Raw genomic sequence first — 25,059 nt, forward strand, 5'->3', positions numbered from 1 at the left:
ACGGAGGTGAGAGTTCCGGTCAGTTCGGTGTCCGTTCGCCGCCAGCACCCCGGCCGGCCGGCCGCTGGGATGGAGCCATGACTTCTTCGACGACTGAACAGACGTGGGCAACCGCGGGCGGACCGCTGCGCGGCAAGGTGGCACTGGTGACCGGCGGGGGGCGCGGGATCGGGGCGGCGACGGCACTGCGGCTCGCCCGGGACGGCGCCGACGTGGCCCTCACCTACGTCCAGGACAAGGAGGCGGCCGAGACCGTCGCACGGGAGGTCTCCGCGCTCGGGCGGCGGGCGCTCGCCCTGCGGGCGGACTCCGCGGACCCGGCCGAGGCCGCCGGGGCGGTGGACCGCGCGGCCGATGCGCTCGGGCGGCTCGACGTGCTGGTCAACAACGCGGGCGTGGGACTGATCGGCCCGCTCGGCTCGCTGTCCCTCGCCGACGTCGACCGGGTGCTCGCCGTGAACGTGCGCGGGGTCTTCCTGGCGTCCCAGGCCGCCGCCGCGCGCATGGAGCGGGGCGGACGGATCGTCACCGTCGGCACGTGCATGACGCAGCGCGTGCCCGGGCCCGGCGGCACCCTCTACACGATGAGCAAGTCGGCGCTGGTGGGACTGACGAAGGCGCTCGCACGGGAGCTGGGCGAGCGGGGCGTCACCGCGAACATCGTCCATCCGGGGCCGGTCGACACCGCGATGAACCCGGCGGACGGGCCGTTCGCTGCCGGGCAGGTGGCGCTGACCGCGCTCGGCCGGTTCGGGTCCGCCGACGAGGTGGCGTCCGTGGTGGCGTTCCTCGCCGGGGGCGGGGCCTCGTTCGTCACGGGGGCCGAGTTCGCCGTGGACGGAGGGCACGCCGCGTAGGTCCGACCCCGGGGGGCCTCTCCATCCGGGGCGGGGGGGTGTGCCGCTCGGCCTCGCTTCGAGCGGACGTGCACTCCCGGGCTCGGGGCGGGGTTTCGTCGCCCCCTCCGCCCTTTCCCTTCCCGTCTCGGGGCCCCGCCCCGGACCCCGCTCCTCAAACGCCGGAGGGGCTGAATCGCCACGCCCGAGGGAGCCGGATCTCCAGGCCGGAGGGCTGGACTTCCCAGCCGGAGGGGCCGGATCTCCACGCCGGTGGGGCCGGACTTCCGTGCGGTCCCACCGGCGTGCGGTCAGCCGCCGAGTTCCCGGTGGCGGGCGCCGAGGCGGGTGGCGCCCTCCTCGGTGAGCGAGCCGAAGAGCCGCAGCCGGGAGATGCCGCCGTCGGGGAAGATGTCCACGCGCGCGTGGGTGGCGACGACGGGGGCGTCCAGGACGAACCGGTGGTTGGTGTCGGGCTGGAGGTGGGTGCGCGGAAGGATCTCGGTCCACTCCCCGGCGCCGTCCGCCCCGCTCTCGCCGTCGGGGGCGTTCCTGACCGAGACCGAGGCCCAGCCCGCGGAGTTGCCCTTCAGGTAGGCCGTGTCGATCTCGACGGCGCGGATCTCGGACTGGGCGGCCAGCTGGTAGCGGATCCAGTCGTTGCCCGTGTCGCGGCGGCGGCGGGTCTCCCAGCCGTCGTCCATCTTGCGGGAGCGGCCCGGCTGGATGGTGTTGGTGGCTGGCGAGTAGAAGCGGTCGGACGCGTCCTCGACCAGGCCGCCGTTCTCCAGGGCCACCACGTCGAAGGCGCCGAGCACGGAGAGCCACTTCGGATCCGGGACGACCTCGCCGTACACCCGCAGGCGGGCGATGCCGCCGTCCGGGTGCTGGTTGACCCGCAGGTGCGTGAAGCGCTGCTCGACGGAGACCACGAAGCCGTTCGCCGCGTGGCCGCCGACCGGCGTGCGCGGGACCAGCGTCGTCCACTTCACGTCGTCCCCGAGCAGCTCCTGCGGCGACGGGGACCCGGCGACCGAGGTGCCCTCGACGGACACGGCCTGGGGGTAGTTGCCGCGGAAGTGGGCGGTGTCGACGACGATGCCGCGGACGACACCGGGGGCACCGAGGCGTACGAGTGCCCAGTCGTGGTCCTCCGCGGTCGGCCACGGGTGAAGGGCCGAGGCGCCGCGCCGGCGGCGGGTCTCCCAGCCGTCCATGATCTTGCCCTTGTGGCCGAAGTGCTCCGGGTCGAACTCGGCGCGCTCCGGCACCAGGAGGTTCTCGCGCTGGGCGAAGAACTCGTCGTTGGCGGCGATGACACCGGCGCCGAGCTGCCGGTCGGCGAGGTTGGCGTACTGGGTGAAGGGGAGGTCGGCCGTGCGGTAGTCCGCGTACGGGTCGCCGCCGCTATAGGGGTTCGCGTCGCCGGTGAAGCCGGTAATCGCCGTCACGATGATCAGATCTGCCTTTCGGGACTGTCGGGAGTCGGCTGCCGCGGGTGCGGGCGCGCGGAGTCGTCAGGGGTGCCGGGTGAGGAGCCGCCCGGCGGGCTCGGAGAAGCGGCCGCCGGCCACGATCCGCTCGCCGCGCAGCCAGGTGGACCTGACGACGCCGCTGAGGGTGCGGCCCGCGTAGGCGGTGACGCGGTTGCGGTGCTGGAGCTCGGCGGGGTCGACGGTGAAGGTCGCGTCGGGGTCGAGGACGGCGAAGTCGGCGTCGCGGCCCGCCTCGATGGCGCCCTTACTGTCGAGGCCGACGAGTTCCGCGGTGCGCGTCGACATCCAGCGGACCACGTCCTCCAGTCCGTGCCCGCGCCTGCGGGCCTCGGTCCACACCGCGGACAGGCTGAGCTGGAGGCCGGAGATGCCGCCCCAGGCGGTGGCGAAGTCGTCGGTCTTGAGGTCGGCCGTGGAGGGCGAGTGGTCGGTGACGACGCAGTCCACGGTGCCGTCGGCGAGCGCCCGCCACAGCAGGTCCTGGTTGCCGGACTCGCGGATCGGCGGGCAGCACTTGAACTCGCTGGCACCGTCCGGCACTTCCTCGGCCGTGAGGGTGAGGTAGTGCGGGCAGGTCTCCACGGTGATCCGCACGCCCTCGGCCTTCGCGGCGGCGATCATCGGCAGCGCGTCGCTGGAGGACAGGTGCAGCACGTGCACGCGCGCGTCGAGGCGCCTGGCCTGTGCGATGAGGTTGCCGATGGCGGTGTCCTCGGCGTCACGGGGCCGCGAGGCGAGGAAGTCGGCGTACTTCCGGCCGCCCTTCTGCGGGGCGACGGCCAGGTGGTGCGGGTCCTCGGCGTGCACGATGAGGAGGCCGCCGAAGCCGGCGATCTCCGCGAGGGACTGGGCGAGCTGCTCCTGGTCCAGCTCCGGGAATTCGTCCACGCCCGAGGGCGACAGGAACGCCTTGAAGCCGAAGACGCCCGCGTCGTGCAGCGGCCGCAGGTCCTTGACATTGTCGGGCAGGGCGCCGCCCCAGAAACCGACGTCGATGTGCGCCTTGGGGCGGGCGACGTCCTGCTTGGTCCGCAGGTGGCCGACCGTGGTGGTGGGCGGGAGGGAGTTGAGCGGCATGTCGACGAGGGTGGTGATGCCGCCGGCCGCCGCGGCGCGCGTCGCGGTCCAGAAGCCCTCCCACTCGGTGCGGCCGGGGTCGTTGACGTGCACGTGGGTGTCGACGAGCCCGGGGAGCAGGACGTCGTCGCCGAAGTCCTCCAGGCGGGCTCCGGCGGGCACCTCGGCGTCGTGCGCGCGTACGGCGGTGATCTTCCCGGCGGCGACGGCGACCGAGGCGGCACGCGTCCCTTCCGGGGTGATGACGCGTGTCGAGCGCAGCACCAGTTCGACCTCGGACACCCGGACCCCTCTTCCTGCCGCTGTTCACTTCCCGGAACAAAATTCAACGTTCTGTTGAAGGAGTCTTCACTCCCGCCCCCGCGCCGTCAAGAGCCCACGCCTCCACTGTGCGCCCGGCGGGGGGACTCTGGACGTTTCCACACAGCGGAATTAGAATTTCGACAGGCAGAACGTAGCTACGCACAACCGGAGAGCCGACCGGCCGCCGGGTAGGCTGCCTCCCTGCCCGCCTGCCCTCGAAAGGACCGCGCCGTGCCGACGTCCAGCGCCAGCGACGCCCCCGCACAAGCCGCCGCCAAGTCTTCCGCCGCCAGCGGTGGCGTCCAGTCCCTGGAGCGCGCCTTCGATCTGCTCGAGCGGATGGCCGACGCGGGAGGCGAGGTGGGCCTGAGCGAGCTCTCCGCCAGCAGCGGACTGCCGCTCCCCACCATCCACCGTCTCATGCGCACCCTGGTGGCCTGCGGCTACGTACGCCAGCAGTCCAACCGCCGTTACGCGCTCGGCCCCCGGCTCATCCGCCTCGGCGAGTCCTCGGCCCGGCTGCTGGGCACCTGGGCCCGCCCCTACCTCGCCCGCCTGGTCGAGGAGACCGGCGAGACCGCGAACATGGCGCTGCTCGACGGGGACGAGATCGTCTACGTCGCCCAGGTGCCGTCGAAGCACTCGATGCGGATGTTCACCGAGGTGGGCCGCCGGGTGCTGCCGCACTCCACCGGAGTGGGCAAGGCCCTGCTGGCGCACACGCCCGACGACGAGGTGCGCGCGCTCCTCGCGCGGACCGGCATGCCCGCCGCCACCGAGAAGACGATCACCACGCCGGACGGCTTCCTCGCCGCGCTGGAGGAGGTCCGCCACATCGGCTACGCGGTCGACGACAACGAGCAGGAGATAGGAGTCCGCTGCCTCGCGGTCTCCGTGCCGAACTCCCCCACCGCCGCCGCGGTCTCGATCTCGGGCCCGGCCGGCCGCGTCACCGAGGCGGCCACGGACAAGATCGTCCCCGTGCTCCAGCAGGTGGCGCGGGAGCTGTCCGAGGCCCTGGCCAGCTCGGGCCCGCAGACCTGACGGAACCCGGCACCCTCGGCGTCCGCCTCCCCGGAGGCGGGCGCCGACGCATGTCCGGGGCCCCTTGGCGGGGACGGGCGGCTTGCGCCACGCCCAGCGGCTCAGCGCCTTCCGCACGCACCACGGCTCGGCACCGAGATGCGGCGGCGCGGCTCAGCGGCGCGGGGGCGTCCCGAAGAGTTCGACCGCGCCGCGCACGTCGGCGAGGCCGGACGCGAGGGCGCTGACCGAGCCGATGGCACCCGCGATCAGCAGCAGGGAGCGGCGCAGCCGCGGGATCTCGGGGGCGCCGCCGACGGCCATCGCGGCCAGCGCGGCGAGTTCGTCCTCGGCGATGCCCCGGTCGGGGAAGTCCGCGGGGACCGCGGCGAGTTCACGGCGCAGCCGGGACACGGCGGACCGCAGTTCCGCCACCCTCGGATCCTCGCCGCTGCCGGTCACCGGCCTCTGCCCCAAGCTCCGCAACACAGCTCTCCCCCCTCGCACGCCGTTGTGCGAAGCCCTACGTCTTTCGGCCCAACTCCCCCTGGGGCGTTGGTCGGACGCCGGGGGGACGCGGGCCAGTAAACGCCACCCGGCGCGCTCCGCGCCACTCCGCGGACCGAAATTCAGCCCACCGGTGCCGGGTGTCCCGCACGCCTCGGGAGCACACCCGGGCGGGGTCGGGTATGCAGGGGTCATGACGGAGAAGAACGAACAGGTCACGGGCCTGCTGCTGGCGGCCGGGGGCGGCCGGCGGCTCGGCGGACGGCCCAAGGCGCTGCTGCCGTACCGCGGACGCCTCCTTGTCGAACAGGCGGTCGACGTCCTGCGGGCGGGGGGCTGCGCCCGTGTGCACGTGGTGCTGGGCGCCCGGGCCGCCGAGGTCCGCGAGAGGGCGGTACTGGAGGGATGCGTCCTGGTGGACAACCCCGACTGGGAGGCGGGCATGGGGACGTCGCTGCGGGCCGGCCTCGACTCGCTGGAGGGCACCGGGGCGGGAGCGGCGCTGGTCTCGCTGGTCGACCAGCCGGGCATCGGCGCGGAGGCGGTGGCCCGGGTGCTCGCGGCCCACGACTCGCCGCGGACGCTCGCCGCGGCCTCGTACGGCGGTGAGCGCGGCCATCCCGTCCTGTTCGGCTCGGAGCACTGGGCGGGGGTCGCCGCGACCGCGACCGGGGACCGCGGGGCGCGCGCCTACCTCAAGACGCGCGAGGACGCGGTCACTCTCGTGGAGTGCGGTGACGTGGCGCGGCCCTTCGACATCGACACCGAGGCGGACCTCGTCCACCTGGAGTGAACGGGGTGGCACCGAGCGCCACCTTCTGTCGACCCGGAGAATCTCGACATCAACAAACCATTGAACTTCCACCATGAGGAAACTAGTATCCACTGCTCAGAAGCGCCCGACCGTTCCGAGGGCGCCGTCCGTCGCACCCGGGGCCCCTGGCACCCAGTGCCGCGGCGCATGCGCTCCTCACGTGGTTCGCTCGAGAGGTTCGTGAGAAGCCGTACCCGTGAGAAGCCCGCAAGCCCCCTCGTACGCAGCTCGCTGAAGGAAGTGACAGCTCATGTCCGCACCAGCGCCGTCCCCGCTGGCCATCGTCGACGCCGAGCCCCTGCCCCGGCAGGAGGAGGTCCTCACCGACGCGGCCCTCGCCTTCGTGGCCGAGCTGCACCGGCTGTTCACGCCCCGGCGTGACGAGCTCCTCGCCCGCCGTGCGGAGCGCCGCGCCGAGATCGCCCGCACCTCCACGCTCGACTTCCTCCCGGAGACCGCGGCCGTCCGCGCTGACGACTCCTGGAAGGTGGCCCCCGCTCCGGCCGCGCTCGACGACCGCCGGGTCGAGATCACCGGCCCCACGGACCGCAAGATGACCATCAACGCCCTGAACTCGGGCGCCCGGATCTGGCTGGCGGACTTCGAGGACGCCTCGGCGCCGACCTGGGAGAACGTGATCCTCGGTCAGCTCAACCTGACCGACGCCTACGAGCGCCGGATCGACTTCACCGACGAGCGCACCGGCAAGTCGTACGCCCTGAAGGACAACGCCGAGCTGGCCACCGTCGTCATGCGCCCGCGCGGCTGGCACCTGAACGAGCGTCACCTCGTCGACGGCGACGGAACTCCCGTGCCCGGCGCGCTCGTCGACTTCGGCCTGTACTTCTTCCACAACGCCCAGCGTCTCCTGGACCTCGGCAAGGGCCCGTACTTCTACCTCCCCAAGACCGAGTCGCACCTGGAGGCCCGCCTCTGGAACGAGGTCTTCGTCTTCGCGCAGGACTACGTCGGCATCCCGCGGGGCACCGTCCGCGCGACCGTCCTGATCGAGACGATCACGGCGGCGTACGAGATGGAGGAGATCCTCTACGAGCTCCGCGACCACGCCTCCGGGCTGAACGCGGGCCGCTGGGACTACCTCTTCTCGATCGTCAAGAACTTCCGTGACGGCGGCGCCAAGTTCGTCCTGCCGGACCGCAACGCGGTCACGATGACGGCCCCGTTCATGCGGGCGTACACCGAACTCCTCGTGCGCACCTGCCACAAGCGCGGCGCCCACGCGATCGGCGGCATGGCGGCGTTCATCCCCTCGCGCCGCAACGAGGAGGTCAACAAAATCGCCTTCGAGAAGGTCAAGGCCGACAAGGACCGCGAGGCCGGCGACGGTTTCGACGGCTCCTGGGTCGCCCACCCCGACCTCGTCCCGATCGCCATGGCATCCTTCGACAAGGTGCTCGGCGACCGGCCGAACCAGAAGGACCGGCTGCGCGAGGACGTGTCCGTCGCCGCGGGTGACCTGATCGCGATCGACTCGCTGGACGCCAGGCCCACCTACGACGGACTGGTCAACGCCGTCCAGGTCGGCATCCGCTACATCGAGGCGTGGCTGCGCGGCCTCGGCGCGGTCGCCATCTTCAACCTGATGGAGGACGCGGCCACCGCCGAGATCTCCCGTTCGCAGATCTGGCAGTGGATCAACGCGGGCGTCGTGTTCGAGAACGGCGAGAAGGCGACGCCCGAGCTGGCCCGCAGGATCGCCGCCGAGGAACTGGCCGCCGTCAGGGCGGAGATCGGTGACGAGGTCTTCGCCGCCGGCAACTGGCAGCAGGCCCACGACCTGCTCCTCCAGGTGTCCCTGGACGAGGACTACGCCGACTTCCTGACCCTGCCGGCGTACGAGCGGCTCAGGGGCTGACCTCCCGAGCGGCAACGCGCCCCCGGTACCGCACGGCACCGGGGGCGCGCTCGTGCCCGCGGGTCACTTCTCGGAGTGGCCGAGGCTTCTCTCCGGTGCCACCCGGTCCCTGACCAGGCGCTTCACGGCTGTCGGCTCCGGGAAGCCCTGCTCGCGGCGGTCCCAGACGACCTCGCCGTCGACCCGGACGACGAAGACGCCACCCGTGCCGGGCTTCAGCGACAGCTCGGCCAGCTCGGTCTCGAAGGTGGTCAGGAGCTCCTGGGCGAGCCATGCGGCGCGGGGGAGCCAGCGGCACTGGGTGCAGTACTCGATCTGGACGCGGTGCGCGGAGGTCACGGGTTCAGGGCTTCCTTTCCAGGTGCACGGACCAGTCCTGCTCGGCGGCCGGTTTGCCGTGCAGGTCGGGGACCCGCTTGAGCCAGTCGGGCCGGCCCCGCCGGGTCCTGGCCGCGCGGCGGGCGTCCTCGGCGGCGAGCTGCGCCCGGGTCGGGAACCCGGTGGGGAGCCAGGCGGCGGAGGCCCGCACGCGCGCGTGGAGGTAGCGGACGTACGCCTCGCGCACCTCGTCCGGGCCCGCGAAGCCGGGCTCGTCCGCGAGCCAGGCGTCCGGCACCCGCGCGGTGATCTCGCGCAGCAGCTCCGCGGTCACCCGGGGAGCCAGTTCGGCGTCGGCGCCCCGCACGTCGGGTGCGAAGGCGCCCAGCGCGTGGTGGCGGAAGTCGTACGCCTTCTCCGGCGCCGAGGCGTCCCAGCGGTGGTGGAAGACGAGGGCCGCGCCGTGGTCGATCAGCCACAGGCGGGGCGGGGCGACGCCGAGGGTGGGCCAGAGCATCAGGTTCGAGCTGTGCACGGTCCGGTCGACGTTGACCGTGAGGGCGTCCAGCCAGATCACCCGGCCCGCCTCCAGCGGGTGGACGGTGGCGTGCTCCGCGATCTCCGGGGTGAAGTCCCGCGCACCCGAGAGGTAGTCCATGCCGAGGTTGAGGCCGGCGCTCGCGCGCAGCAGGTCCTGGACCTCCTGGTGCGGCTCGTGGGCGGCGACGGCGGGGTCGAAGTGCGCGAGGACCAGCTCCGGGATCCGCAGGCCGAGAGCGCGCCCCAGCTCCCCGACGATCACCTCGGCGACCAGCGCCTTGCGGCCCTGCGCGGAGCCGGTGAACTTCACGACGTACGTGCCGAGGTCGTCGGCCTCGACGACTCCGGGCACGGAGCCGCCCGCCCGCAGGGGGGTCACGTATCGGACGGCGGTCACTTCGCGCAGCACACGCCCACTGTAGATCAGGCGCTCACACGGCCCCCGGGGTCGGGCGGGCCGCCCGGCGCGGGACCGCCCGGGGGGTCGTGGGCCAGCGGGTTCGGCAGCGGGAGATAACGGGCGTCGGCTCCGTCGGCGCCCGTCCAGCGCAGCAGCAGGTTGGTCTTGCCGGGCAGGGCGGGCGCGGCGAGGAGCTGCCGGATCTCCGGCAGGCCGTGCTCGGCGTCGTAGCGGAGCAGCTCCCGGCGCACGGCGGGCCACGGGTCGCTGCCGGGGTGGCGTTCCGCGAGCAGGGCCGCGAGTTCGGCGAGGTGGTTGACCAGCAGGCAGTAGACCAGCCGCTCCCAGCCGGCGGCGCGGGTCACCTCGCCGAGGAGCTTGACGCCCTCCGCGTCCCGGAACAGCGCCTGGACGGGCATCCCCCCGCCGTCCACGGCGACGAGCGTGTTCTGCAGATGCGCCTCCAGGACGACGCCGTGGCGCGCGAAGGCGTCGAGGACCGGGGGCACGACCTGCCGCAGATACGCCGCCCACCAGGCCGCGGGGTCGGTGGCCGCGTCGAGGGGGCTGCCGTCGAAGCCCTCGACGAGGGCCGCCGCGAGCAGCGGGGTCGCGCCGGGCGGGACGTGGCCGCGCAGTCCGTCGCGGACCAGCACGGCGAGTTCCTCGAAGGCGAAGGAGGCCGTGCGGTAGCCGCGGTCGCTCAGCCAGGCGGCGCCGCCGCGCCCGGCGGCGAACGCCGACGTGACCGCCGCGTCCGTGCGGCGCAGTTTCAGCAGGTCGTGGCGCCACAGGCGGCGGACGTCGTTGGTGATGCGCACGTCGAGGCTGAACTTGAGGAAGAGATCGTCCTCGGGGGCGCGGAGCGTGCGCACGGCGGCCGTCGGCCACAGCTGGCGCGCGCTGCGGCCGAGCCGCAGGAGCCTGCCGTCCGCGAGGGCGTCCCGGATCTCCGGGCGGGCGGCGACCAGGTCGAGCTGCCAGGGGTGGGCGGGCAGCAGCCGGTAGCCGGCCGGGGCCGTGCCGAGGGCGTCCAGGGCTCCCGGGTCGCCCTCCTCGACCACCGCGTCCTCACGCACGGCGAGCAGTTCGAGCGGGAACTCGGCGTACGCCTCGGGCGCGTAGGGGAGCCAGCCGGCGACGGGTCCGCCGCCGCGCGCCTTGGGGGCGGGGTGGTACGGATGGCCCGTGATCAGGGACTGCTCGGAGCGCCGGTACAGGTCGTGCGGCGGGGTGACGTCCGCGCGGGCGGCGAGCAGGGCGGCCACCGCGTCCCGGCTGTCGATCATCTCGGCGGGCAGCTCGGAGTTGGACAGACCGGTGAGGCGGCGCAGCTCGTCGGCGGTGAGTTTGACCAGCTCGGCGTGGGTGAGGCGGTGCCAGGCACCGGCGGCGTGGACCTCGGGGCGGGCGGGCCGCCGGGTGCCGGTGACCCGCAGGAGGCGGCCGCCGGCCCGGAGCCGGTACACGCCGGGACCGCCCGCGGGCTCCGCGGCCTCCCGCAGCAGACAATTGAGCAGCGGTGCGGCGGCGTAGGCGTCGGCCGCCTCCGCCACGTCGTCCAGGGAGGGCCCGATGTGCAGGGAGTCCACGCGATCCATTCGTTCCCCACGTTCCATACGGTGCACTGTTCTCTGGTGATCAGTATGACCGTGCGTGACCGGTGCGCGGGCGCGCCGCCGTCCGGTCCGACGTCCGTCGCCGGTTCCGGTGGCGGTCGCGGCGGCTCGGTCCCCGTCGTCGCCGCCGGCCGCGACGCAGTCCCCGTACCCAAGGAGTCCGACCGTGCACCGTCCTTCCCGGCCCGAGGCCGAGTTCGCCGCGGAACTCGACGCCGTACGACCCGACCTGTCGGAGCCGTTCGCGGCGGCGCTGCCCGGCGCGCGGGCGGCCGTCCTGTCCCGGCTGTGGCGTGCGCTGGCCCATGAGCCGCTGCCGTGGGTCGAGGGCCGCGATCTCGGGCGCGACGGGCTCCGTGTGCGGCTGGCGGACGGGCGGCGGCTGGACGGACCGCCCGCCGACCCGTACGCGACGACCGCGTACGCGGCCGAACTCCGCCTCGACGGGCGGCCGTACGACCGCCCGGAGCGGCTGATGACGGAGCTGGGCGTCGGCCACGGCACCGCTTTCGCGGCGGAACTCGCCAACAGCGTCGCCTCGTTGGCGCTGTCGCGGGCCGGCCGGCGGAACCCGGAGCGGCCCGCGGAGACCGGCTGGGAGTGGGAGCAGCGGGTGGTCGACGGGCATCCGTACCACCCCAACTGCCGTTCGCGGCCCGGCTTTTCGGTGAGCGAGCAGCTCGCCTACGGTCCGGAGCACGGGCAGCCGGTGGAGCTGCGGTCCGCCGCCGTGGACGACTGCCTCGTCACCGGCGAGTGGCCGGAGTTCCTGCGCGACGGCGGGCGCGTGCTGATCCCGGTCCACCCCTGGCAGGCGGACCACGTGCTGGACACGCCGAGCCACAAGGGGCCCACGGCCCATCCGCTGATGTCGCTGCGCACCCTCGCCCTGCCGGACGGGCCCCACGTCAAGACCGCCCTGAGCGCGCGGCTCACCTCCTCGGTGCGGGACATCTCCGTCTACTCGATCACGACGTCCGCGGCCGTCTCGGCGTTCATGGCGACGGTCGCGGCGCGCACGGACGGACTGCTGGACGTCACCCGCACCCTCGGGGCGGCCACCGCGGGCATCCCGGACCTCGCGGCGGTGGTGCGCGAGGCCCCCGAGGCGTACGCGCGAGGCGGCGAGCGGGTGGTCCCGGTGGCGGCCCTCGCGACGACGGACCTGCCCCGGTCGGCGCGCTGGTTCGCCGCGTTCACCCGCCTGGCGCTGACCGCCTGCCTGCGCCTGCTGGACCTGGGGGTGGCCCTGGAGGCGCACGGGCAGAACCTCCTCGTCGTCCTCTCCCCCTCGGGCGACCCCGTGCGGCTCGTCTACCGCGACCTCGCCGACATCCGTGTGAGCCCGGCCCGCCTCGCCCGGCACGGCGTCCCGGCGCCGCCGCTCTCCGGACGGATCGTGACCGACGACGAGACCGCCCTGCGCCGCAAGCTGTTCGGCTCGCTGGTCGGCGGCTCCCTGGGCGCGACGGCGGGCTCGGCGGCCGTGCTGCGCGAGGCCGTGACCGAGGCCGTACGCGACCTGCCGCGCACCCCGGATCTCGTCGCACTGCTCGAAGAACCGCTGCCCACCAAGGCGTTGACGCTGATGCGGCTGTCCCCGCAGACCCCCGGCGACCTGTGGGCGCGGCTGCCCAACCCGGTGTCCGGGGAGGGCGCCGGTGGCCGCTCGTTTTGAAGCGCGGCACCTTTGATCAATAGGATCCGCCGATGATCACAAGACAACGGCTGGCGGCGGGAATCTGCGCCCTGCTCGCCGCTCTGACGGCCGGGGCCGCGCTCCCGGCCGGAGCGGCCGCCGACGAACCGGCGGAGCAGGCCGCTCCCCAGGTCGAACTCGTGCTGGACGTCAGCGGTTCGATGCGCGCCCGGGACATTGACGGCGGGTCGCGGATGGCCGCGGCCAAGCAGGCGTTCAACGAGGTGCTCGACGCGACGCCCGAGGAGGTCCAGCTCGGGATACGCACGCTCGGGGCCAACTACCGCGGCGACGACCGGAAGACGGGCTGCAAGGACACCGAACAGCTCTATCCGGTCGGGCCGTTGGACCGGACCGAGGCCAAGACCGCGGTCGCTACGCTCACCCCGACGGGCTGGACTCCGATCGGACCGGCGCTGCGCAAGGCCGCCGTCGACCTGGACGGCGGTGAGGGCACCCGGCGGATCGTGCTCATCAGCGACGGCGAGGACACCTGCCAGCCGCTGGACCCGTGCGAGGTGGCGCGCGAGATAGCGGCCAAGGGCATCGGTCTCACCATCGACACGCTCGGGCTCGTGCCCGACGCCAAGACCCGCGACCAGCTCAGCTGCATCGCGGACGCCACCGGGGGCACGTACACCTCGGTCCGCCACAAGGAGGAACTCTCCGACCGGGTGGGCCAGTTGGTGGAGCGGGCCGCCGATCCGGTGGTGACGCCGGTCGCCGTGGACGGAGCCGACGCCTGCGCGAAGGCGCCGACGCTGAAGTCCGGCCTCTACACCGACCGCGCGGAGTTCGGACAGCACCGCTGGTACCGCGTCGACGTGGAGCCGGGCCGGGAACTGCGCGCCTCCGTGAGCGTGGCCGCCGACCGCGCGGTGAACCCGGACCACGGGGTGCTGCTGCGCGCGGTCACCGTGCACGGGCGGGAGATCGTCCGCGGCGAGGCGGCGGGCAACGGCCGCACCGACGTCGTCTCCACCGGTCTGCGCTACCCGAAGGCGGAGAGCGACGACGATGACGACGAGAACGCGCCCGCCGAGGCCGTGTGCCTCCAGGTGTCCCACTCCTTCTCGGCGGCCGGCAGCGTGAAGACCACGCCGGGCCTGCCGGTGGAACTGACGGTCGACGTCGTCGACGGGCCCGACCAGGCGGCCGACGTCGCCGCCTTCGGTCTCGGGCGCGGCTGGTGGCTGCTCGGCGCCCTGGTGCTCACCGGCTTCCTCGCGGGTGTGCTGTGGGGCTGGATCTCCCGCTGGCGGGTCGCGGTCTGGAGGACCAACTGATGCGTATCGCACGTGTGCTGACCGCGGCACTGTTCCTGCTCGGCGCGGCGGTGTCCCCCGCGGTCGCCGACTCCTCGCCCTCGGCGAGCCCCTCGGACGACGGCGGCGCTCCCACCGAGGCCGGCACGTCGTTCCGTACGGCTACCGAGATCGACCAGGGGGAGCGGGCCACCGCGGGCGGGTCCACCGGTGACTACCTGTACTGGTCCTTCCCGGCCGACGCGGGGCAGCGGCCCACCGTGAAGGCGACGGTGAAACTGCCCGAGGCCTCCACCCGGAACGCCGCGGAGACCTGGCAGGTCGACGTGTACGACGGACTGCGGCGCAGGCAGGCGTGCCAGTACGGGGCGCAGACGCGGACGGCGGACCGGGACGCGGCGACGGTGGAGCTGTCCTGCACCCTGCGCACCGTCCGCGCGTGGTCCGAGACCTGGGCCAACGACCCGTTGCCGGGCACGTACTACGTCCGGCTGACGGTCGTCGACCTCCAGGTGTCCGACCTCGGGCTCCCGGTCGACGCCGAGGTGCGGGTCGACTCCAAGGACATCGGCGGTTCCGCCGCGGTGGACGGGTCGCTGGGCCGGCCGCTGGTCCCGGGGGTCGCCGTGGCGTCCGCGCGGGACGAGGAGTCCGAGGACTCCGGGTCGCCGGGGGCCGTGCTGTCCGCGATCGAGCCGGACGACGGGTGGGCCTCCGGCTGGTGGACCGACCGGTGGGCGTGGACCGCGGTGGGCGGGGTGCTGGCGGCGCTCGCGGGGGTCGGCGGCTACACGCTGACGCGCGGCTCCGGGCGGCCGTCCCGGGTGCCGCCGGGCGCCTGAACCGCGGGACATCCGGCAGGAGGAGGCCCGCCGTGCCCTGGGCACGGCGGGCCTCCGCACGTCCACGGCGTCCGGTGCGCGCCCCGTACGGCGTCCTGGCCCGCCGTCACTCGCCGCGCAGCGCCTTGGCCAGGGTGCCCTCGCCCGCGACCCCCACGCGCCGCTCGGCCACGGCCTGACGGAGCGTCAAAACGCCCTGGGCCACGGCGGTGCAGGTCTCGGCGTCCAGCGTCAGCGCGGTGTCGGGCCCGGTCGGCGCCGGACCCTCCCCGTACACCGGGCCGTCCCCGGCGCCCACCCGCACGAAGAACTCGCCCTCCTCCAGCCGGACGTGGACGAGGCCGTCCCCCTCGCCCTCCAGGCAGCGGAGCAGGGGCAGCGCGAACCAGTGGGCGCGGACCGCGTCCGTGGGCCTGCGCTCCTCCAGGGCGGGCGCGCCCCACTCGCCGAGCGCTTGCAGCACCGGGAGCAACTGCCGTCCGCGCGGCGTGAGTTCGTACACGTACGCGGCGCCGGGGGGCGGCAGCCGGCGGCGGGTCGTCAGCCCGTCGCGCTCCATGTCCTTGAGCCGCGACGCCAGGACGTCCGTGCTGACGCCCGGCAGGTCCGCGTGCAGGTCGGTGTAGCGGCGCGGGCCGGCGAGGAGTTCGCGGACGACCAGCAGGGTCCAGCGGTCACCGACGGCGTCGAGGGCCCGGGCAGCGGAACAGTACTGGTCGTAGCTTCGGCGTGGTGACATGCGACGCAGTCTAGACATGTTGTTGGACTTTCCAAGCACCTACTTGGTAAAACCAAGCAACACCACAACACGGAGGTGCGCACCGCATGGAGTTCCGGCAGTCGAGCAAGCTCAGCGAGGTCTGTTACGAGATCCGGGGCCCGGTGATCGAGCACGCCGACGCGCTGGAGGCGGCGGGCCACAGTGTCCTGCGCCTCAACACCGGCAACCCGGCGCTCTTCGGTTTCGAGGCGCCGGAGGAGATCCTCCAGGACATGATCCGGATGCTCCCCCAGGCGCACGGCTACACGGACTCGCGGGGCGTCCTCTCCGCCCGCCGCGCGGTCGCCCAGCGCTACCAGGAGCGCGGTCTGGAGGTCGGCGTGGACGACGTCTTCCTCGGCAACGGCGTCTCCGAACTGGTCTCGATGGCGGTGCAGGCCCTGATCGAGGACGGCGACGAAGTCCTCATCCCCGCCCCCGACTTCCCGCTCTGGACGGCCGTGACGACCCTCGCGGGCGGCAAGGCGGTGCACTACCTCTGCGACGAGCAGTCCGAGTGGTACCCGGACCTGGCCGACATGGAGTCGAAGATCACCGACCGGACCCGGGCCGTCCTGATCATCAACCCCAACAACCCGACCGGCGCCGTCTATCCGAAGGAGATCGTCGAGGGCATCCTCGACCTGGCGCGCCGCAACGGCCTGATGGTGTTCGCGGACGAGATCTACGACCAGATCCTCTACGACGACGCCGTGCACCACAGCGCGGCGGCGCTCGCCCCGGACCTGGTCGTCCTCACCTTCTGCGGCCTGTCGAAGACCTACCGCGTCGCCGGGTTCCGCTCCGGCTGGCTGGTCGTCACCGGGCCCAAGCAGCACGCGCGCAGCTACCTGGAGGGCCTGACGATGCTCGCCTCCATGCGGCTGTGCGCCAACGCGCCCGCCCAGTACGCCATCCAGGCCGCGCTCGGCGGCCGCCAGTCCATCCACGAGCTGACGGCTCCCGGCGGCAGGCTGCGCGAACAGCGCGACCGCGCCTGGGAGAAGCTCAACGAGATCCCTGGCGTCTCGTGCGTCAAGCCGAAGGGCGCGCTGTACGCGTTCCCGCGCATCGACCCCGAGGTGCACAAGATCCACGACGACGAGAAGTTCGTCCTCGACCTGCTGCTGCGCGAGAAGATCCAGGTCGTCCAGGGCACCGGCTTCAACTGGCCCCGCCCGGACCACTTCCGCATCCTGACCCTGCCGTACGCCGACGACCTGGACGCGGCCATCAGCCGCATCGGGCGCTTCCTGAGCGGCTACCGCCAGTAGACGGGCGCCCCCGGCCCGGCGGGCGCGACGGCCCCTCCGGACGCCGGACGCCGCCGTCTGGCCGATCCGGTGCTGCGCGCCGCCGGGGCCGGTGACACCGTACGGGGAGAGCGACAGGAGGGCGCGGCGATGGGTGATGTGCTTCTGGTGCGGCACGGCGAGACCGAGTGGGCGCTCACCGGCCGGCACACCAGCTGGACGGACGTCACGCTGACGGGCCGGGGCCGCGAGCAGGCGCGCGCGGTCGCGCCCCTCGTGCGCTCGCACCACATCGCCGCCGCGTTCGTCAGCCCGATGCGGCGGGCCCGGGAGACGGCGGAGCTCGTGGGGCTCGACGGCATACGGCTCGACGCCGACCTGTGCGAGTGGGACTACGGCGGCTACGAGGGCCTGACGACCGTCGAGATCCAGCGGACGCGGCCGGACTGGTTCCTGTTCCGGGACGGCGTGGCGGAGGGTCCCGCAGAGCACCCCGGCGAGAGCCCCGAACAGGTCGGCGAGCGTGCCGACCGGATGCTCGCCAAGGTGGACGCGGCGCTGGCGAACACCGAGGGCAGCGTGGTGCTGGTGGCCCACGGGCACTTCCTGCGGGTGCTGACCGCTCGGCGCCTCGGGCTGCCGCCGTCAGGCGGCGCGCTGTTCCTGCTGGGCACCGGGACCGTCGGCAGGCTCAGCACGGAACACGGGCGTCCGGTCGTCGCGAGCTGGAATCTCAGACCCCCCTCGTAGTCCGCGAGCCGGAATGTCAGACCCCCCTCGTAGTCTTCGAGGGTGCGGTGCCCGCGGTCACCGGCGTCTTCCACGGGGCCGGTCCCCCGCTCCGGGGCCCCGCCCGCCGTAGGGAGGAGACGTGCCGTGACCCGACCACCGACCGCGGCCCAGCGGCGCGTCGTCGACGCGGCCGACCCCGTGACGGGCCGACTGCGGGGTACGGAGGCCCAGCTCGCCGCCCTGGTGAAGCGCGGGCTCGCCTTCCGCCACCCCAGACCGCCGCACGACCACTTCCTGACGCCCGCCGGCCACCGGCTGCGCGAGGAGGCGACCGCTGCCGAGGAGCCGGCTCCGGCACCCGCCGCGCGCGCCTCCGGAGTCTTCGCCGCCCGGATCGGGGGCGAGGAGGACGCCGAGCCGGGTCCCGCCCGCGCCCGGGAGGTGCACAGCGCCTGGCAGGGGCTCCTGGAGCTGCGGCGGATGACCGGGACCAACGGCGCCACGGACCGCCCCTGCGGCTGGGAGCGCGCGCATCTGGTGCAGGCCGCCGCGCTCGCCCTGGAGGCCGCGGGCCACCCCCCGGACGGTCCGGCGGGGCCCGGCTACCGGGTGCGGGCGACCCCGCAGCCGGAGGCCGTCGCCGTGCGCGACCCCGACCCCGGGCGGCTGTGGGCCTGCGCGGCGACACTGGAGGAGGCGGGCTGGCAGGTCAGCGCGCACACCGAGCCCCGCACGGGGGCGCGCTACGTCCTGGCCTCGCCGCGGCGGGCCTGAACCGCGCACCGGGTCCGCCGGGTCGCGCCCGCGCCGGGATGCGGCGCGCGGGACCCGGGCGGCGCGCGGGACACGGGAGTTGAGATCGTGGGTCCCGGGAACAGGCGTCCGCCTGCCCCGGATGCGTCCGACCGTCGTGAAGGGGAAGTCGTGGCAGAGCCGTTTTCCGTGGGTGTGACCGTCCGCGGGTACGAGACCGACGTGCAGGGGCACCTGAACCAGAGCGTGTACCTGCAGTACGCCGAGCACGCGCGCTGGTGCCTGCTCCAGGCGGCCGGGATCCGGCAGGCCGACCTGATGGCCGAGGGCGTGGGCCCGGTCGCCCTGGAGACGACCATCCGCTATCTGCGGGAGCTGCGCGCCGGTGACGAGACCGAGGTGACCTGCGCCTTCGTCTGGGGCGAGGGCAAGACGTTCCGGATCGAGCAGACGATCCGCAAGCTGGACGGCACGGTGGCCGCCGAGCTGACCGGTGTCGGCGGGCTCATGGACCTCACGAAGCGCAAGCTGGTCGCCGACCCGCGCGCGTACTTCCGCACGCTGGCCGACGACCCCGGCCCGTTCGGCTTCTGACGCCCGCACGACGGACGCGCACGCACCCCGGACCGCCGGGCCCGGCCGGGAACGTCAACTCGGTGCGGCCCTTCGGCAGTTCGGGCCGGACGCGGCAGTCCGGGCCGGCTGTCCGGCAGTCCGGGCCGGTCGCCCGGCAGTTCGGGCCGGCTGTCCGGCAGTTCGGTCGGCCGTCCGACAGTGCGTGCCGGTCGCCCGGCATCCGGGCCGGTCGCCCGGCAGTTCGGTCCGGTGCACCGCGTCGTGGGCCGCGCGGGACCCGGCGGTCGTGAACCGGTGCCGCTCGGCCCGGTCCGTCGCCGCGCCGACGCGGGCGCGGCGCCCTGCCGCCCGTGCGGCCGTTCCCTCCGCCCCGTGCCGGAGGGAACGGGCGCGACCGGCGGTCAGTCGCCGGCGAACGCCGCCAGGTGATCGCGGGCCCAGCGCTCATACGTACGGGGCTCCCGGCCCAGCACCTGCCGTACGCCGTCCGTCACCACGGCGTTGCGCCCCTGCCGTACGTACGCGGCGCCGGCCAGGACGCCCTCCACGTACGTCCGCGGCATGCCCGACGCGAGGAACCGCTCCCGGGCCGTCTTCGCGGGGACGTCCTCGGTGTCGACCGGGCGGCCGAGGACACCGGCGAGGATCGCCGCCTGGGCGGCGGTGGTGAGGAGTTCCGGCCCGGTCAGGGTGTGGACGCGGCCCGTGTGCCGGGGGTCGAGGAGCGCCTCCACCGCGACCTCGGAGACGTCGCGCGGGTCGACGACGCCCTGGGTGCCGGGGCCGGTCAGATCGGGCACCGGAGTGCCGGAGCGGATCGGCTCCGCCCAGCTCAGGGTGTTGGAGGCGAAGGCGGAGGGGCGCAGCACCGCCCACTCCAATCCGCTGTTCTCGACGGCCTGTTCGCCGCCGAGATGCCAGGTCCCGACGGGGCCGAGGACCGGGTCGCCGGTGCCGATGGCGGAGAGCTTGACGACTCTGCGCACGCCCGCCGTGCGCGCCAGGGCGACGAGGGCCGCGTCCTGCTCGGCGTCCCCCGGACCCAGCACGCCCACCGCGAACAGGGCGGTCGCGCCGGCCAGCGCGGCGGCCACCGAGGCGGGCTCGCGATAGTCCCCGCGCACCACCTCCACCCCGGGCGGGGCCGTGGCGCGGGAGGGGTCCCGGGTGAGGGCGCGGACCTTCTCGCCGCGCTCCGCGAGCAGTCGTACGACATGGCTTCCGATGGTGCCCGTGGCACCGGTCACGAGGATCATGGCCTCACCGTGCCGGGCGGGCGTGGTCCGGAGCTAGGAGATTCCGGCACGGTTCACGGGCCCGGCGGACGCCGCGCCGCGTCTACCGTGAAGGCGTGAGCACCCCGTACGAGACGCGGCCCGCCGCGGACTCCCTCAGCGAGGAACCGCTGGCACTGCCCGCGGCCCTGAGCCCGTGGTTCGCCGGCGCCGGTCTGACCGCCGTCGACGGCGTTCCGGGCGGGCCGTTCGCCCAGGTCCCGGACACGGCGGCGAAGGTGGTCGTGCGGACCGGGGAGGACGGCCGCCGCGACGTCCTGGTGGTGGGACCGCGCACCCGCGCCTCGTACCACGCGGGCAAACGCCTGGCCTCCTGCGTCCAGTTGCGTCTCGGGCCGGGGGCGGCCCGCCCGCTGCTGGGCGTCCCGGCCGCCGACCTGGTGGGCCTGGTCCGGCGCCTGGGCGACTTCCCCGCCGAGACGGCCCGCCGGCTGGCCGAGGAGCTGCTGTCGTCGGAGCCCGGAGAGGTGGTCCCGCGGCTGGCCGGGGTGCTGCCGGGCCGGCTCGCCCCCGCCGATCCGGCCCGCGTGCGGCTGCTGCGCGCGGCGGTCGAGGCCCTGTCGGCCGGGACGGGCCGGGTGCCGCCGGGCGTCGGTGAGCTGGCGGGCCGGCTCTCGGTCAGCGAGCGCCAGCTCCGCAACCTGTTCGCGGAGGGAGTCGGGCTCTCCCCCAAGCACTACTCCCGGATCGCCCGGGTGCGCCACGTCCTCACCCGGGCGCGCCGCACGCCGGACACGTCCTGGGCCCAACTGGCCGCCGCCACCGGCTACTACGACCAGTCGCACCTCGCCGCCGACTTCCGCACCCTGATGGGTGTCCCGCCCACGTGGTTCTTCACCGGCCGCCTCCCCGCCGCCCAGCCCTGCCAGGCCCTGACCTCGCGGTCGGGCCGCCCGGCGCCCCGCGGCTGACCCGAGCACCCCGGGACACGCCCCCGACTCGCCGTCCTTGACGGGTATACGTCACTCACAAAGTCTGGTAGGAAACCTTCCTAACAGTTCGTGAACGACGTACTCCCCTCACTGGAGGTACCGTGCACACCCCCCACATACGTACTTCGCGCCGCACACTGCTCGCGCTGATCGGCGCGTCCCTCGTGGCGGCCCCCGTCATCGCGACCCAGTCGGCGACGGCCGCCCCGGTCGGGCTCGACGACCCGGCGAAGAAGGAGATCGCCATGAAGCTGGTCTCCAGCGCGGAGAACTCCTCGCTGGACTGGAAGGCGCAGTACAAGTACATCGAGGACATCGGCGACGGACGCGGCTACACCGCCGGGATCATCGGCTTCTGCTCGGGCACCGGCGACATGCTGGACCTGGTCGAGCTGTACGCGCGGCGCAAGCCCGGCAACGTGCTCGCCAAGTACCTGCCGGCGCTGCGCGAGGTGGACGGCACCGACTCGCACGACGGACTGGACCCGGACTTCCCGGCCGACTGGCGCAGGGCCGCCCAGGACGCGGTGTTCCAGAAGGCGCAGAACGACGAGCGCGACCGGGTGTACTTCAACCCGGCCGTCCGGCAGGGCAAGGCCGACGGCATCGGCGTCCTCGGCCAGTTCGCGTACTACGACGCCATCGTGATGCACGGCGACGGCGGCGACAGCACGAGCTTCGGCAGCATCCGCCGCCGGGCGCTGGCCAAGGCGGCACCGCCGGCCCAGGGAGGCGACGAGGTGACGTACCTGAACGCGTTCCTCGACGCGCGCGTCTGGGCGATGAAGCAGGAGGAGGCCCATTCGGACACCAGCCGCGTCGACACGGCGCAGCGGGTCTTCCTGCGGAAGCGGAACCTGAACCTCGATCCGCCGCTGGACTGGAAGGTCTACGGGGACAGCTTCCACATCGGCTGACCGGCCGCCCCGGGCAGCGGACCGGGACGGACGGCGGGGGGTGCGGCACCCGTTCGGTGCCGCGCCCTCCGTGTGCCGCGGGTGGCGGCGGCCTCTTCGAGGGGCCGGCCCGCCGTGGGGGCCCGTCAGTGGGCCGGGAGCGCCTTGCCGCGCGGGCCGAGCTCCTCGCCCGCCTCCATGGGATGGGTGACGTCCTCCGCGTCCCGGTTCCTGCCGAGGTGGTTGAAGACGACGTTGAGGAGGACGGCGGCCACGCAGCCGGTCGAGATCCCCGAGTCCAGGACGATCTTCGCGGTCTCCGGGAAGGCGTGGTAGAACTCCGGCGCGGTGATCGGGATGATGCCGACGGCGATCGACACGGCCACGATCAGGACGTTGTTGTCCTTCTCCAGGCCCGCCCGCACCAGGGTCTGGATGCCGCTCGCGGCGACCGAGCCGAACAGGACGACACCGGCGCCGCCGAGCACCGGCCTGGGGACGACCGCGATGAGCGAGGCGGCCATCGGGCACAGCCCCATCAGGACCAGGAACCCGCCGCCGGTCGCGACGACGTACCGGCTGCGCACCTTCGTCATGGCCACGAGCCCGATGTTCTGCGCGAAGGCGCTACACATGAAGCCGTTGAACAGCGGGCTCAGTGCCGAGCCGAGGGTGTCGGCGCGCAGACCGGCCGCGATGGTCTTCTCGTCGGCGGGCCGTTCCACGATCTCGCCCAACGCGAGCATGTCCGCGGTCGATTCGGTCATCGAGACCACCATCACCACGCACAGCGAGAGGATCGCGGCGACCTGGAACTGCGGGGCGCCGAAGTGGAAGGGGGTCGGGAAGCCGACCACGTCCGCGTCGGCGACCGGCCCGAAGTCCGTGACCCCGAACGGGATGGCGACGAGCGTGCCGAGCACCAGGCCGAGCAGGACGGCGATCTGCTTGACGAAACCCCGGGTGAACCGGCGCAGCAGCAGCACCATGACGAGCGTGACGGCGGCGAGGCCCAGATAGGTCTTGGAGCCGTAGTCGTGCGCCGCGGGGTCCGGTCCCTGGGCCCAGCCGAAGGCGACGGGCAGCAGCGAGATGCCGATCAGGGTGATCACGGTGCCGGTGACGACCGGCGGGAAGAAGCGGACCGCCTTGCAGAAGAAGGGGGCGGCTATGAAGCCGAGGACACCGGCGACGATGACGGCGCCGAAGATGATCGGCAGCGCGTCGCTCTTGTCGTCGGCGGAGGCGACGACGGCGGTCATCGGCGCGACGCCGGCGAAGGTGACGCCGTTGACGAACGGCAGCCTGGCCCCGATCTTCCAGAAGCCGAGGGTCTGGAGGAAGGTGGCGAGGCCCGCGGTGAACAGGCAGGCGCCGGTGAGGAAGGTGAGTTCGGTTCCGGACAGACCGACGGCGGCGCCGACGATCAGCGGTGGGGCGACCACTCCCGCGTACATGGCGGCGACGTGCTGGAGGCCGCTGGCCGCCATCTTCAGGGGCGGGAGTTTCTCGTCCACGGGGTGCTTGGGCACGCCAGTGGGGACTGCATCGGTGCGGGGCGCGGGCTGGGCGGCCACGGCGGCTCCTCCGGTCGGTTACGCGTCCGCCACGGCGGCGACGCGGGTTTCAGGGAGGTGATGCGCGGTCGTGCGGGACCGGGACGATACGTCTCGGAGACCGGGTCTCCGGGGCGATGGCCGCCGCGGGGCGCACCGGTCGCCCGGTGTGCTCGCGACGGGACCGTTCCGGGGAACACGCACCTCCGTGCGCGTTCCCCGGACACGGCCACCACGGACCCCGCTCGGGTCCATGGCTACCGGCCGAGGGCCGTCCCCCTCGGCCGGAGATCTCCGGTGGGTCAGGCCTGCGCGGCGATCCGCGCCAGGCGCTGCGCCTCGTCCCGCGTGGAGCGGGCGACGGCGTCCTCGTCGACGTTCAGGAGCCGGCTGTCCTCGACGACCGGCCTGCCGTCCACGAGCGAGAGGGTGACCGGGGCCGCCGCGCCGAAGACCAGCGCGGTCACCGGGTCGGCGATCGAGGCGTGGGCCAGGGTGTCGAGCTTCCACAGCACCAGGTCGGCGAGCTTGCCGGCCTCCAGCGAGCCGATCTGCGCGGCCCGGCCGAGGACCTGGGCGCCGCCGTACGTGCCGAGGCGCAGTGCCTGACGGGCGTTCAGGGCGGCCTCGCGGTGAGCCCCGAGGCGGTTGATCAGCAGGGCGTTGCGCAGTTCGGTGTGCAGCTCGCCCGACTCGTTGGACGCCGTGCCGTCGACGCCGAGACCGACCGGGACGCCGGCCGCCAGCATGTCGGGGACGCGTGCGATGCCGGCGGCGAGCCGGGCGTTGGAGGACGGGCAGTGGGCCACACCGGTCTTCGTCCGGGCGAAGGCGGCGATGTCGGAGTCGTTCATGTGGACGCAGTGCGCCATCCACACGTCCTCGCCGAGCCAGCCGGTGGACTCGAAGTACTCGGTCGGTCCCATGCCGAACAGTTCCTTGCAGAACTGCTCCTCCTCCACGGTCTCCGAGCCGTGCGTGTGCAGCCGTACGCCCTTGCGGCGGGCCAGTTCGGCTCCCTGCCGCATGAGTTCGGTGGAGACGGAGAAGGGCGAGCAGGGCGCGACGGCGATCTGCGTCATGGCGTCGAAGGACGCGTCGTGGTGCGCGTCGATGGTCGCCTCCGTGGCGGCCAGCGCCCCGTCGAGGGTCTCGACGGCGAAGTCGGGCGGCAGGCCGCCGTCCTTCTCGCTGCGGTCCATGGAGCCGCGGGCGAGGGTGAAGCGGACGCCCGTCTCGCGCGCCGCCCGGATGATGGCGCCGGACAGGTCGCCGGAGCCCTTCGGGAAGACGTAGTGGTGGTCCATGGCGGTGGTGACACCGCCGCGCGCCATCATGGCGAGGGAGCCCTGCGCGGCGGAGTACGCCATCTTCTCGTCGATGCGCGCCCAGGTCGGGTAGAGCGCGACGAGCCAGTTGAAGAGGTTGTGGTCCGTGGCCAGGCCGCGGGTGATCCACTGGTAGAAGTGGTGGTGCGTGTTCACCAGGCCGGGAGTGGCCAGGTGTCCGGTCGCGTCGATGCGACGGACCACGTTCTCCAGGTTCTCGGGGGCCTTTCCGGCTCCCACCGACTCGATCCGGTTGCCGGCGACGACGATGTGGCCCGAGGCGTACTCGGTGTCGCCGGCGTCCACGGTCGCGATGGCGCAGTTCTCGATGACGATGCGCTCGACTGCCACGGCGGTTCCTCG

23 protein-coding genes are annotated in these 25,059 nt (G+C 73.7%); 13 read left to right on the forward strand and 10 right to left on the reverse strand.

What is annotated here, in order from left to right; genetic code table 11:
- Positions 1–77: 77 nt before the first annotated feature.
- The gene (locus ACWGIS_RS14770) at positions 78–857 is read left to right on the forward strand and encodes an SDR family NAD(P)-dependent oxidoreductase (protein ID WP_453362782.1); all 780 of its coding nucleotides are present in this window, start codon (positions 78–80) and stop codon (positions 855–857) included.
- Between the two features lie 290 nt (positions 858–1,147).
- On the opposite strand, the gene alc is transcribed toward ACWGIS_RS14770, so the two are convergent.
- The gene (gene alc / locus ACWGIS_RS14775; RefSeq protein ID WP_453362783.1) at positions 1,148–2,287 is read right to left on the reverse strand and encodes an allantoicase; all 1,140 of its coding nucleotides are present in this window, start codon (positions 2,285–2,287) and stop codon (positions 1,148–1,150) included.
- Positions 2,288–2,353: 66 nt separating this feature from the next.
- Positions 2,354–3,691: an allantoinase AllB gene (allB, locus tag ACWGIS_RS14780; protein WP_453362784.1), complete on the reverse strand. Its 1,338-nt coding sequence runs from the start codon at positions 3,689–3,691 to the stop codon at positions 2,354–2,356.
- Positions 3,692–3,943: 252 nt separating this feature from the next.
- Between allB and ACWGIS_RS14785 the strand changes: the two genes are divergently transcribed.
- The gene (locus tag ACWGIS_RS14785; RefSeq protein ID WP_453362785.1) at positions 3,944–4,756 is read left to right on the forward strand and encodes an IclR family transcriptional regulator; all 813 of its coding nucleotides are present in this window, start codon (positions 3,944–3,946) and stop codon (positions 4,754–4,756) included.
- A gap of 153 nt (positions 4,757–4,909) precedes the next feature.
- On the opposite strand, the gene ACWGIS_RS14790 is transcribed toward ACWGIS_RS14785, so the two are convergent.
- Entirely contained in the window at positions 4,910–5,224 is a 315-nt protein-coding gene (locus ACWGIS_RS14790) for a DUF5955 family protein (RefSeq protein WP_453362786.1), read from the reverse strand.
- Positions 5,225–5,435: 211 nt separating this feature from the next.
- On the opposite strand from ACWGIS_RS14790, the gene ACWGIS_RS14795 reads away from it, so the two are divergent.
- Both ACWGIS_RS14795 and aceB read left to right on the forward strand, forming a co-directional pair.
- A complete protein-coding gene (locus ACWGIS_RS14795; RefSeq protein ID WP_453362787.1) occupies positions 5,436–6,035 on the forward strand; it encodes a nucleotidyltransferase family protein in 600 nt (199 codons plus the stop codon).
- Positions 6,036–6,306: 271 nt separating this feature from the next.
- A complete protein-coding gene (aceB, locus tag ACWGIS_RS14800; RefSeq protein WP_453362788.1) occupies positions 6,307–7,932 on the forward strand; it encodes a malate synthase A in 1,626 nt (541 codons plus the stop codon).
- Between the two features lie 63 nt (positions 7,933–7,995).
- Here the strand turns inward: aceB and ACWGIS_RS14805 are convergent, their stop codons facing one another.
- The 3 genes from ACWGIS_RS14805 to ACWGIS_RS14815 are packed head-to-tail and all read right to left on the reverse strand — an operon-like array spanning position 7,996 to position 10,791.
- Entirely contained in the window at positions 7,996–8,271 is a 276-nt protein-coding gene (locus ACWGIS_RS14805; RefSeq protein WP_453362789.1) for a SelT/SelW/SelH family protein, read from the reverse strand.
- A 4-nt stretch (positions 8,272–8,275) separates the two neighbouring features.
- Positions 8,276–9,199: a HipA family kinase gene (locus tag ACWGIS_RS14810; RefSeq protein WP_453362790.1), complete on the reverse strand. Its 924-nt coding sequence runs from the start codon at positions 9,197–9,199 to the stop codon at positions 8,276–8,278.
- Between the two features lie 14 nt (positions 9,200–9,213).
- Positions 9,214–10,791, reverse strand: a complete 1,578-nt coding sequence (locus ACWGIS_RS14815; RefSeq protein ID WP_453362791.1) for an IucA/IucC family protein — start codon at positions 10,789–10,791, stop codon at positions 9,214–9,216.
- A 184-nt stretch (positions 10,792–10,975) separates the two neighbouring features.
- Between ACWGIS_RS14815 and ACWGIS_RS14820 the strand changes: the two genes are divergently transcribed.
- Genes ACWGIS_RS14820 through ACWGIS_RS14830 form a run of 3 tightly spaced genes read left to right on the forward strand, consistent with a single transcriptional unit; the run spans position 10,976 to position 14,615 of the window.
- A complete protein-coding gene (locus ACWGIS_RS14820; protein WP_453362792.1) occupies positions 10,976–12,487 on the forward strand; it encodes an IucA/IucC family protein in 1,512 nt (503 codons plus the stop codon).
- 32 nt (positions 12,488–12,519) lie between these two features.
- Complete coding sequence (locus tag ACWGIS_RS14825) at positions 12,520–13,794, forward strand: VWA domain-containing protein (RefSeq protein WP_453362793.1); 1,275 nt, start codon at positions 12,520–12,522, stop codon at positions 13,792–13,794.
- Positions 13,794–14,615 carry a hypothetical protein gene (locus tag ACWGIS_RS14830; protein ID WP_453362794.1) on the forward strand — a complete coding sequence of 274 codons (822 nt, stop codon included), beginning with the start codon at positions 13,794–13,796 and terminating at the stop codon, positions 14,613–14,615. Before ACWGIS_RS14825 ends, ACWGIS_RS14830 begins: the two co-directional genes overlap by 1 nt.
- Positions 14,616–14,721: 106 nt before the next feature.
- On the opposite strand, the gene ACWGIS_RS14835 is transcribed toward ACWGIS_RS14830, so the two are convergent.
- Positions 14,722–15,354, reverse strand: coding sequence for a winged helix-turn-helix transcriptional regulator (locus tag ACWGIS_RS14835; protein WP_453362795.1), 633 nt, complete (start codon positions 15,352–15,354; stop codon positions 14,722–14,724).
- Positions 15,355–15,440: 86 nt separating this feature from the next.
- Between ACWGIS_RS14835 and ACWGIS_RS14840 the strand changes: the two genes are divergently transcribed.
- The 4 genes from ACWGIS_RS14840 to ACWGIS_RS14855 all read left to right on the forward strand — a co-directional run bounded on the left by ACWGIS_RS14840 (position 15,441) and on the right by ACWGIS_RS14855 (position 18,707).
- Entirely contained in the window at positions 15,441–16,649 is a 1,209-nt protein-coding gene (locus ACWGIS_RS14840; protein ID WP_453362796.1) for a pyridoxal phosphate-dependent aminotransferase, read from the forward strand.
- Between the two features lie 129 nt (positions 16,650–16,778).
- Entirely contained in the window at positions 16,779–17,378 is a 600-nt protein-coding gene (locus ACWGIS_RS14845; protein ID WP_453362797.1) for a histidine phosphatase family protein, read from the forward strand.
- Positions 17,379–17,504: 126 nt separating this feature from the next.
- On the forward strand, positions 17,505–18,134 hold the full coding sequence (locus tag ACWGIS_RS14850; protein ID WP_453362798.1) for a hypothetical protein: 630 nt from the start codon (positions 17,505–17,507) through the stop codon (positions 18,132–18,134).
- A gap of 150 nt (positions 18,135–18,284) precedes the next feature.
- Complete coding sequence (locus ACWGIS_RS14855; RefSeq protein ID WP_453362799.1) at positions 18,285–18,707, forward strand: acyl-CoA thioesterase; 423 nt, start codon at positions 18,285–18,287, stop codon at positions 18,705–18,707.
- A gap of 383 nt (positions 18,708–19,090) precedes the next feature.
- On the opposite strand, the gene ACWGIS_RS14860 is transcribed toward ACWGIS_RS14855, so the two are convergent.
- A complete protein-coding gene (locus ACWGIS_RS14860) occupies positions 19,091–19,945 on the reverse strand; it encodes an NAD(P)H-binding protein (protein ID WP_453362800.1) in 855 nt (284 codons plus the stop codon).
- 95 nt (positions 19,946–20,040) lie between these two features.
- On the opposite strand from ACWGIS_RS14860, the gene ACWGIS_RS14865 reads away from it, so the two are divergent.
- Positions 20,041–20,895, forward strand: a complete 855-nt coding sequence (locus ACWGIS_RS14865) for a helix-turn-helix domain-containing protein (protein ID WP_453362801.1) — start codon at positions 20,041–20,043, stop codon at positions 20,893–20,895.
- 122 nt (positions 20,896–21,017) lie between these two features.
- Positions 21,018–21,833 carry a chitosanase gene (locus ACWGIS_RS14870; protein ID WP_453362802.1) on the forward strand — a complete coding sequence of 272 codons (816 nt, stop codon included), beginning with the start codon at positions 21,018–21,020 and terminating at the stop codon, positions 21,831–21,833.
- Positions 21,834–21,958: 125 nt separating this feature from the next.
- On the opposite strand, the gene ACWGIS_RS14875 is transcribed toward ACWGIS_RS14870, so the two are convergent.
- Both ACWGIS_RS14875 and ACWGIS_RS14880 read right to left on the reverse strand, forming a co-directional pair.
- Positions 21,959–23,344, reverse strand: a complete 1,386-nt coding sequence (locus ACWGIS_RS14875) for a nucleobase:cation symporter-2 family protein (RefSeq protein ID WP_453362803.1) — start codon at positions 23,342–23,344, stop codon at positions 21,959–21,961.
- Between the two features lie 326 nt (positions 23,345–23,670).
- Positions 23,671–25,047, reverse strand: coding sequence for an 8-oxoguanine deaminase (locus tag ACWGIS_RS14880; protein WP_453362804.1), 1,377 nt, complete (start codon positions 25,045–25,047; stop codon positions 23,671–23,673).
- Positions 25,048–25,059 lie beyond the last annotated feature (12 nt).

It is taken from the genome of Streptomyces sp. NPDC054842 (genome assembly GCF_053611025.1).

Coding starts and splice junctions, on each gene's coding strand:
- ACWGIS_RS14770 (WP_453362782.1), top strand. CDS start 78: ATGACTTCTTCGACGACTGAACAGACGTGGGCAACCGCGGGCGGACCG.
- ACWGIS_RS14795 (WP_453362787.1), top strand. CDS start 5,436: ATGACGGAGAAGAACGAACAGGTCACGGGCCTGCTGCTGGCGGCCGGG.
- aceB (WP_453362788.1), top strand. CDS start 6,307: ATGTCCGCACCAGCGCCGTCCCCGCTGGCCATCGTCGACGCCGAGCCC.
- ACWGIS_RS14815 (WP_453362791.1), bottom strand. CDS start 10,791: ATGGATCGCGTGGACTCCCTGCACATCGGGCCCTCCCTGGACGACGTG.
- ACWGIS_RS14825 (WP_453362793.1), top strand. CDS start 12,520: ATGATCACAAGACAACGGCTGGCGGCGGGAATCTGCGCCCTGCTCGCC.
- ACWGIS_RS14830 (WP_453362794.1), top strand. CDS start 13,794: ATGCGTATCGCACGTGTGCTGACCGCGGCACTGTTCCTGCTCGGCGCG.
- ACWGIS_RS14835 (WP_453362795.1), bottom strand. CDS start 15,354: ATGTCACCACGCCGAAGCTACGACCAGTACTGTTCCGCTGCCCGGGCC.
- ACWGIS_RS14840 (WP_453362796.1), top strand. CDS start 15,441: ATGGAGTTCCGGCAGTCGAGCAAGCTCAGCGAGGTCTGTTACGAGATC.
- ACWGIS_RS14845 (WP_453362797.1), top strand. CDS start 16,779: ATGGGTGATGTGCTTCTGGTGCGGCACGGCGAGACCGAGTGGGCGCTC.
- ACWGIS_RS14860 (WP_453362800.1), bottom strand. CDS start 19,945: ATGATCCTCGTGACCGGTGCCACGGGCACCATCGGAAGCCATGTCGTA.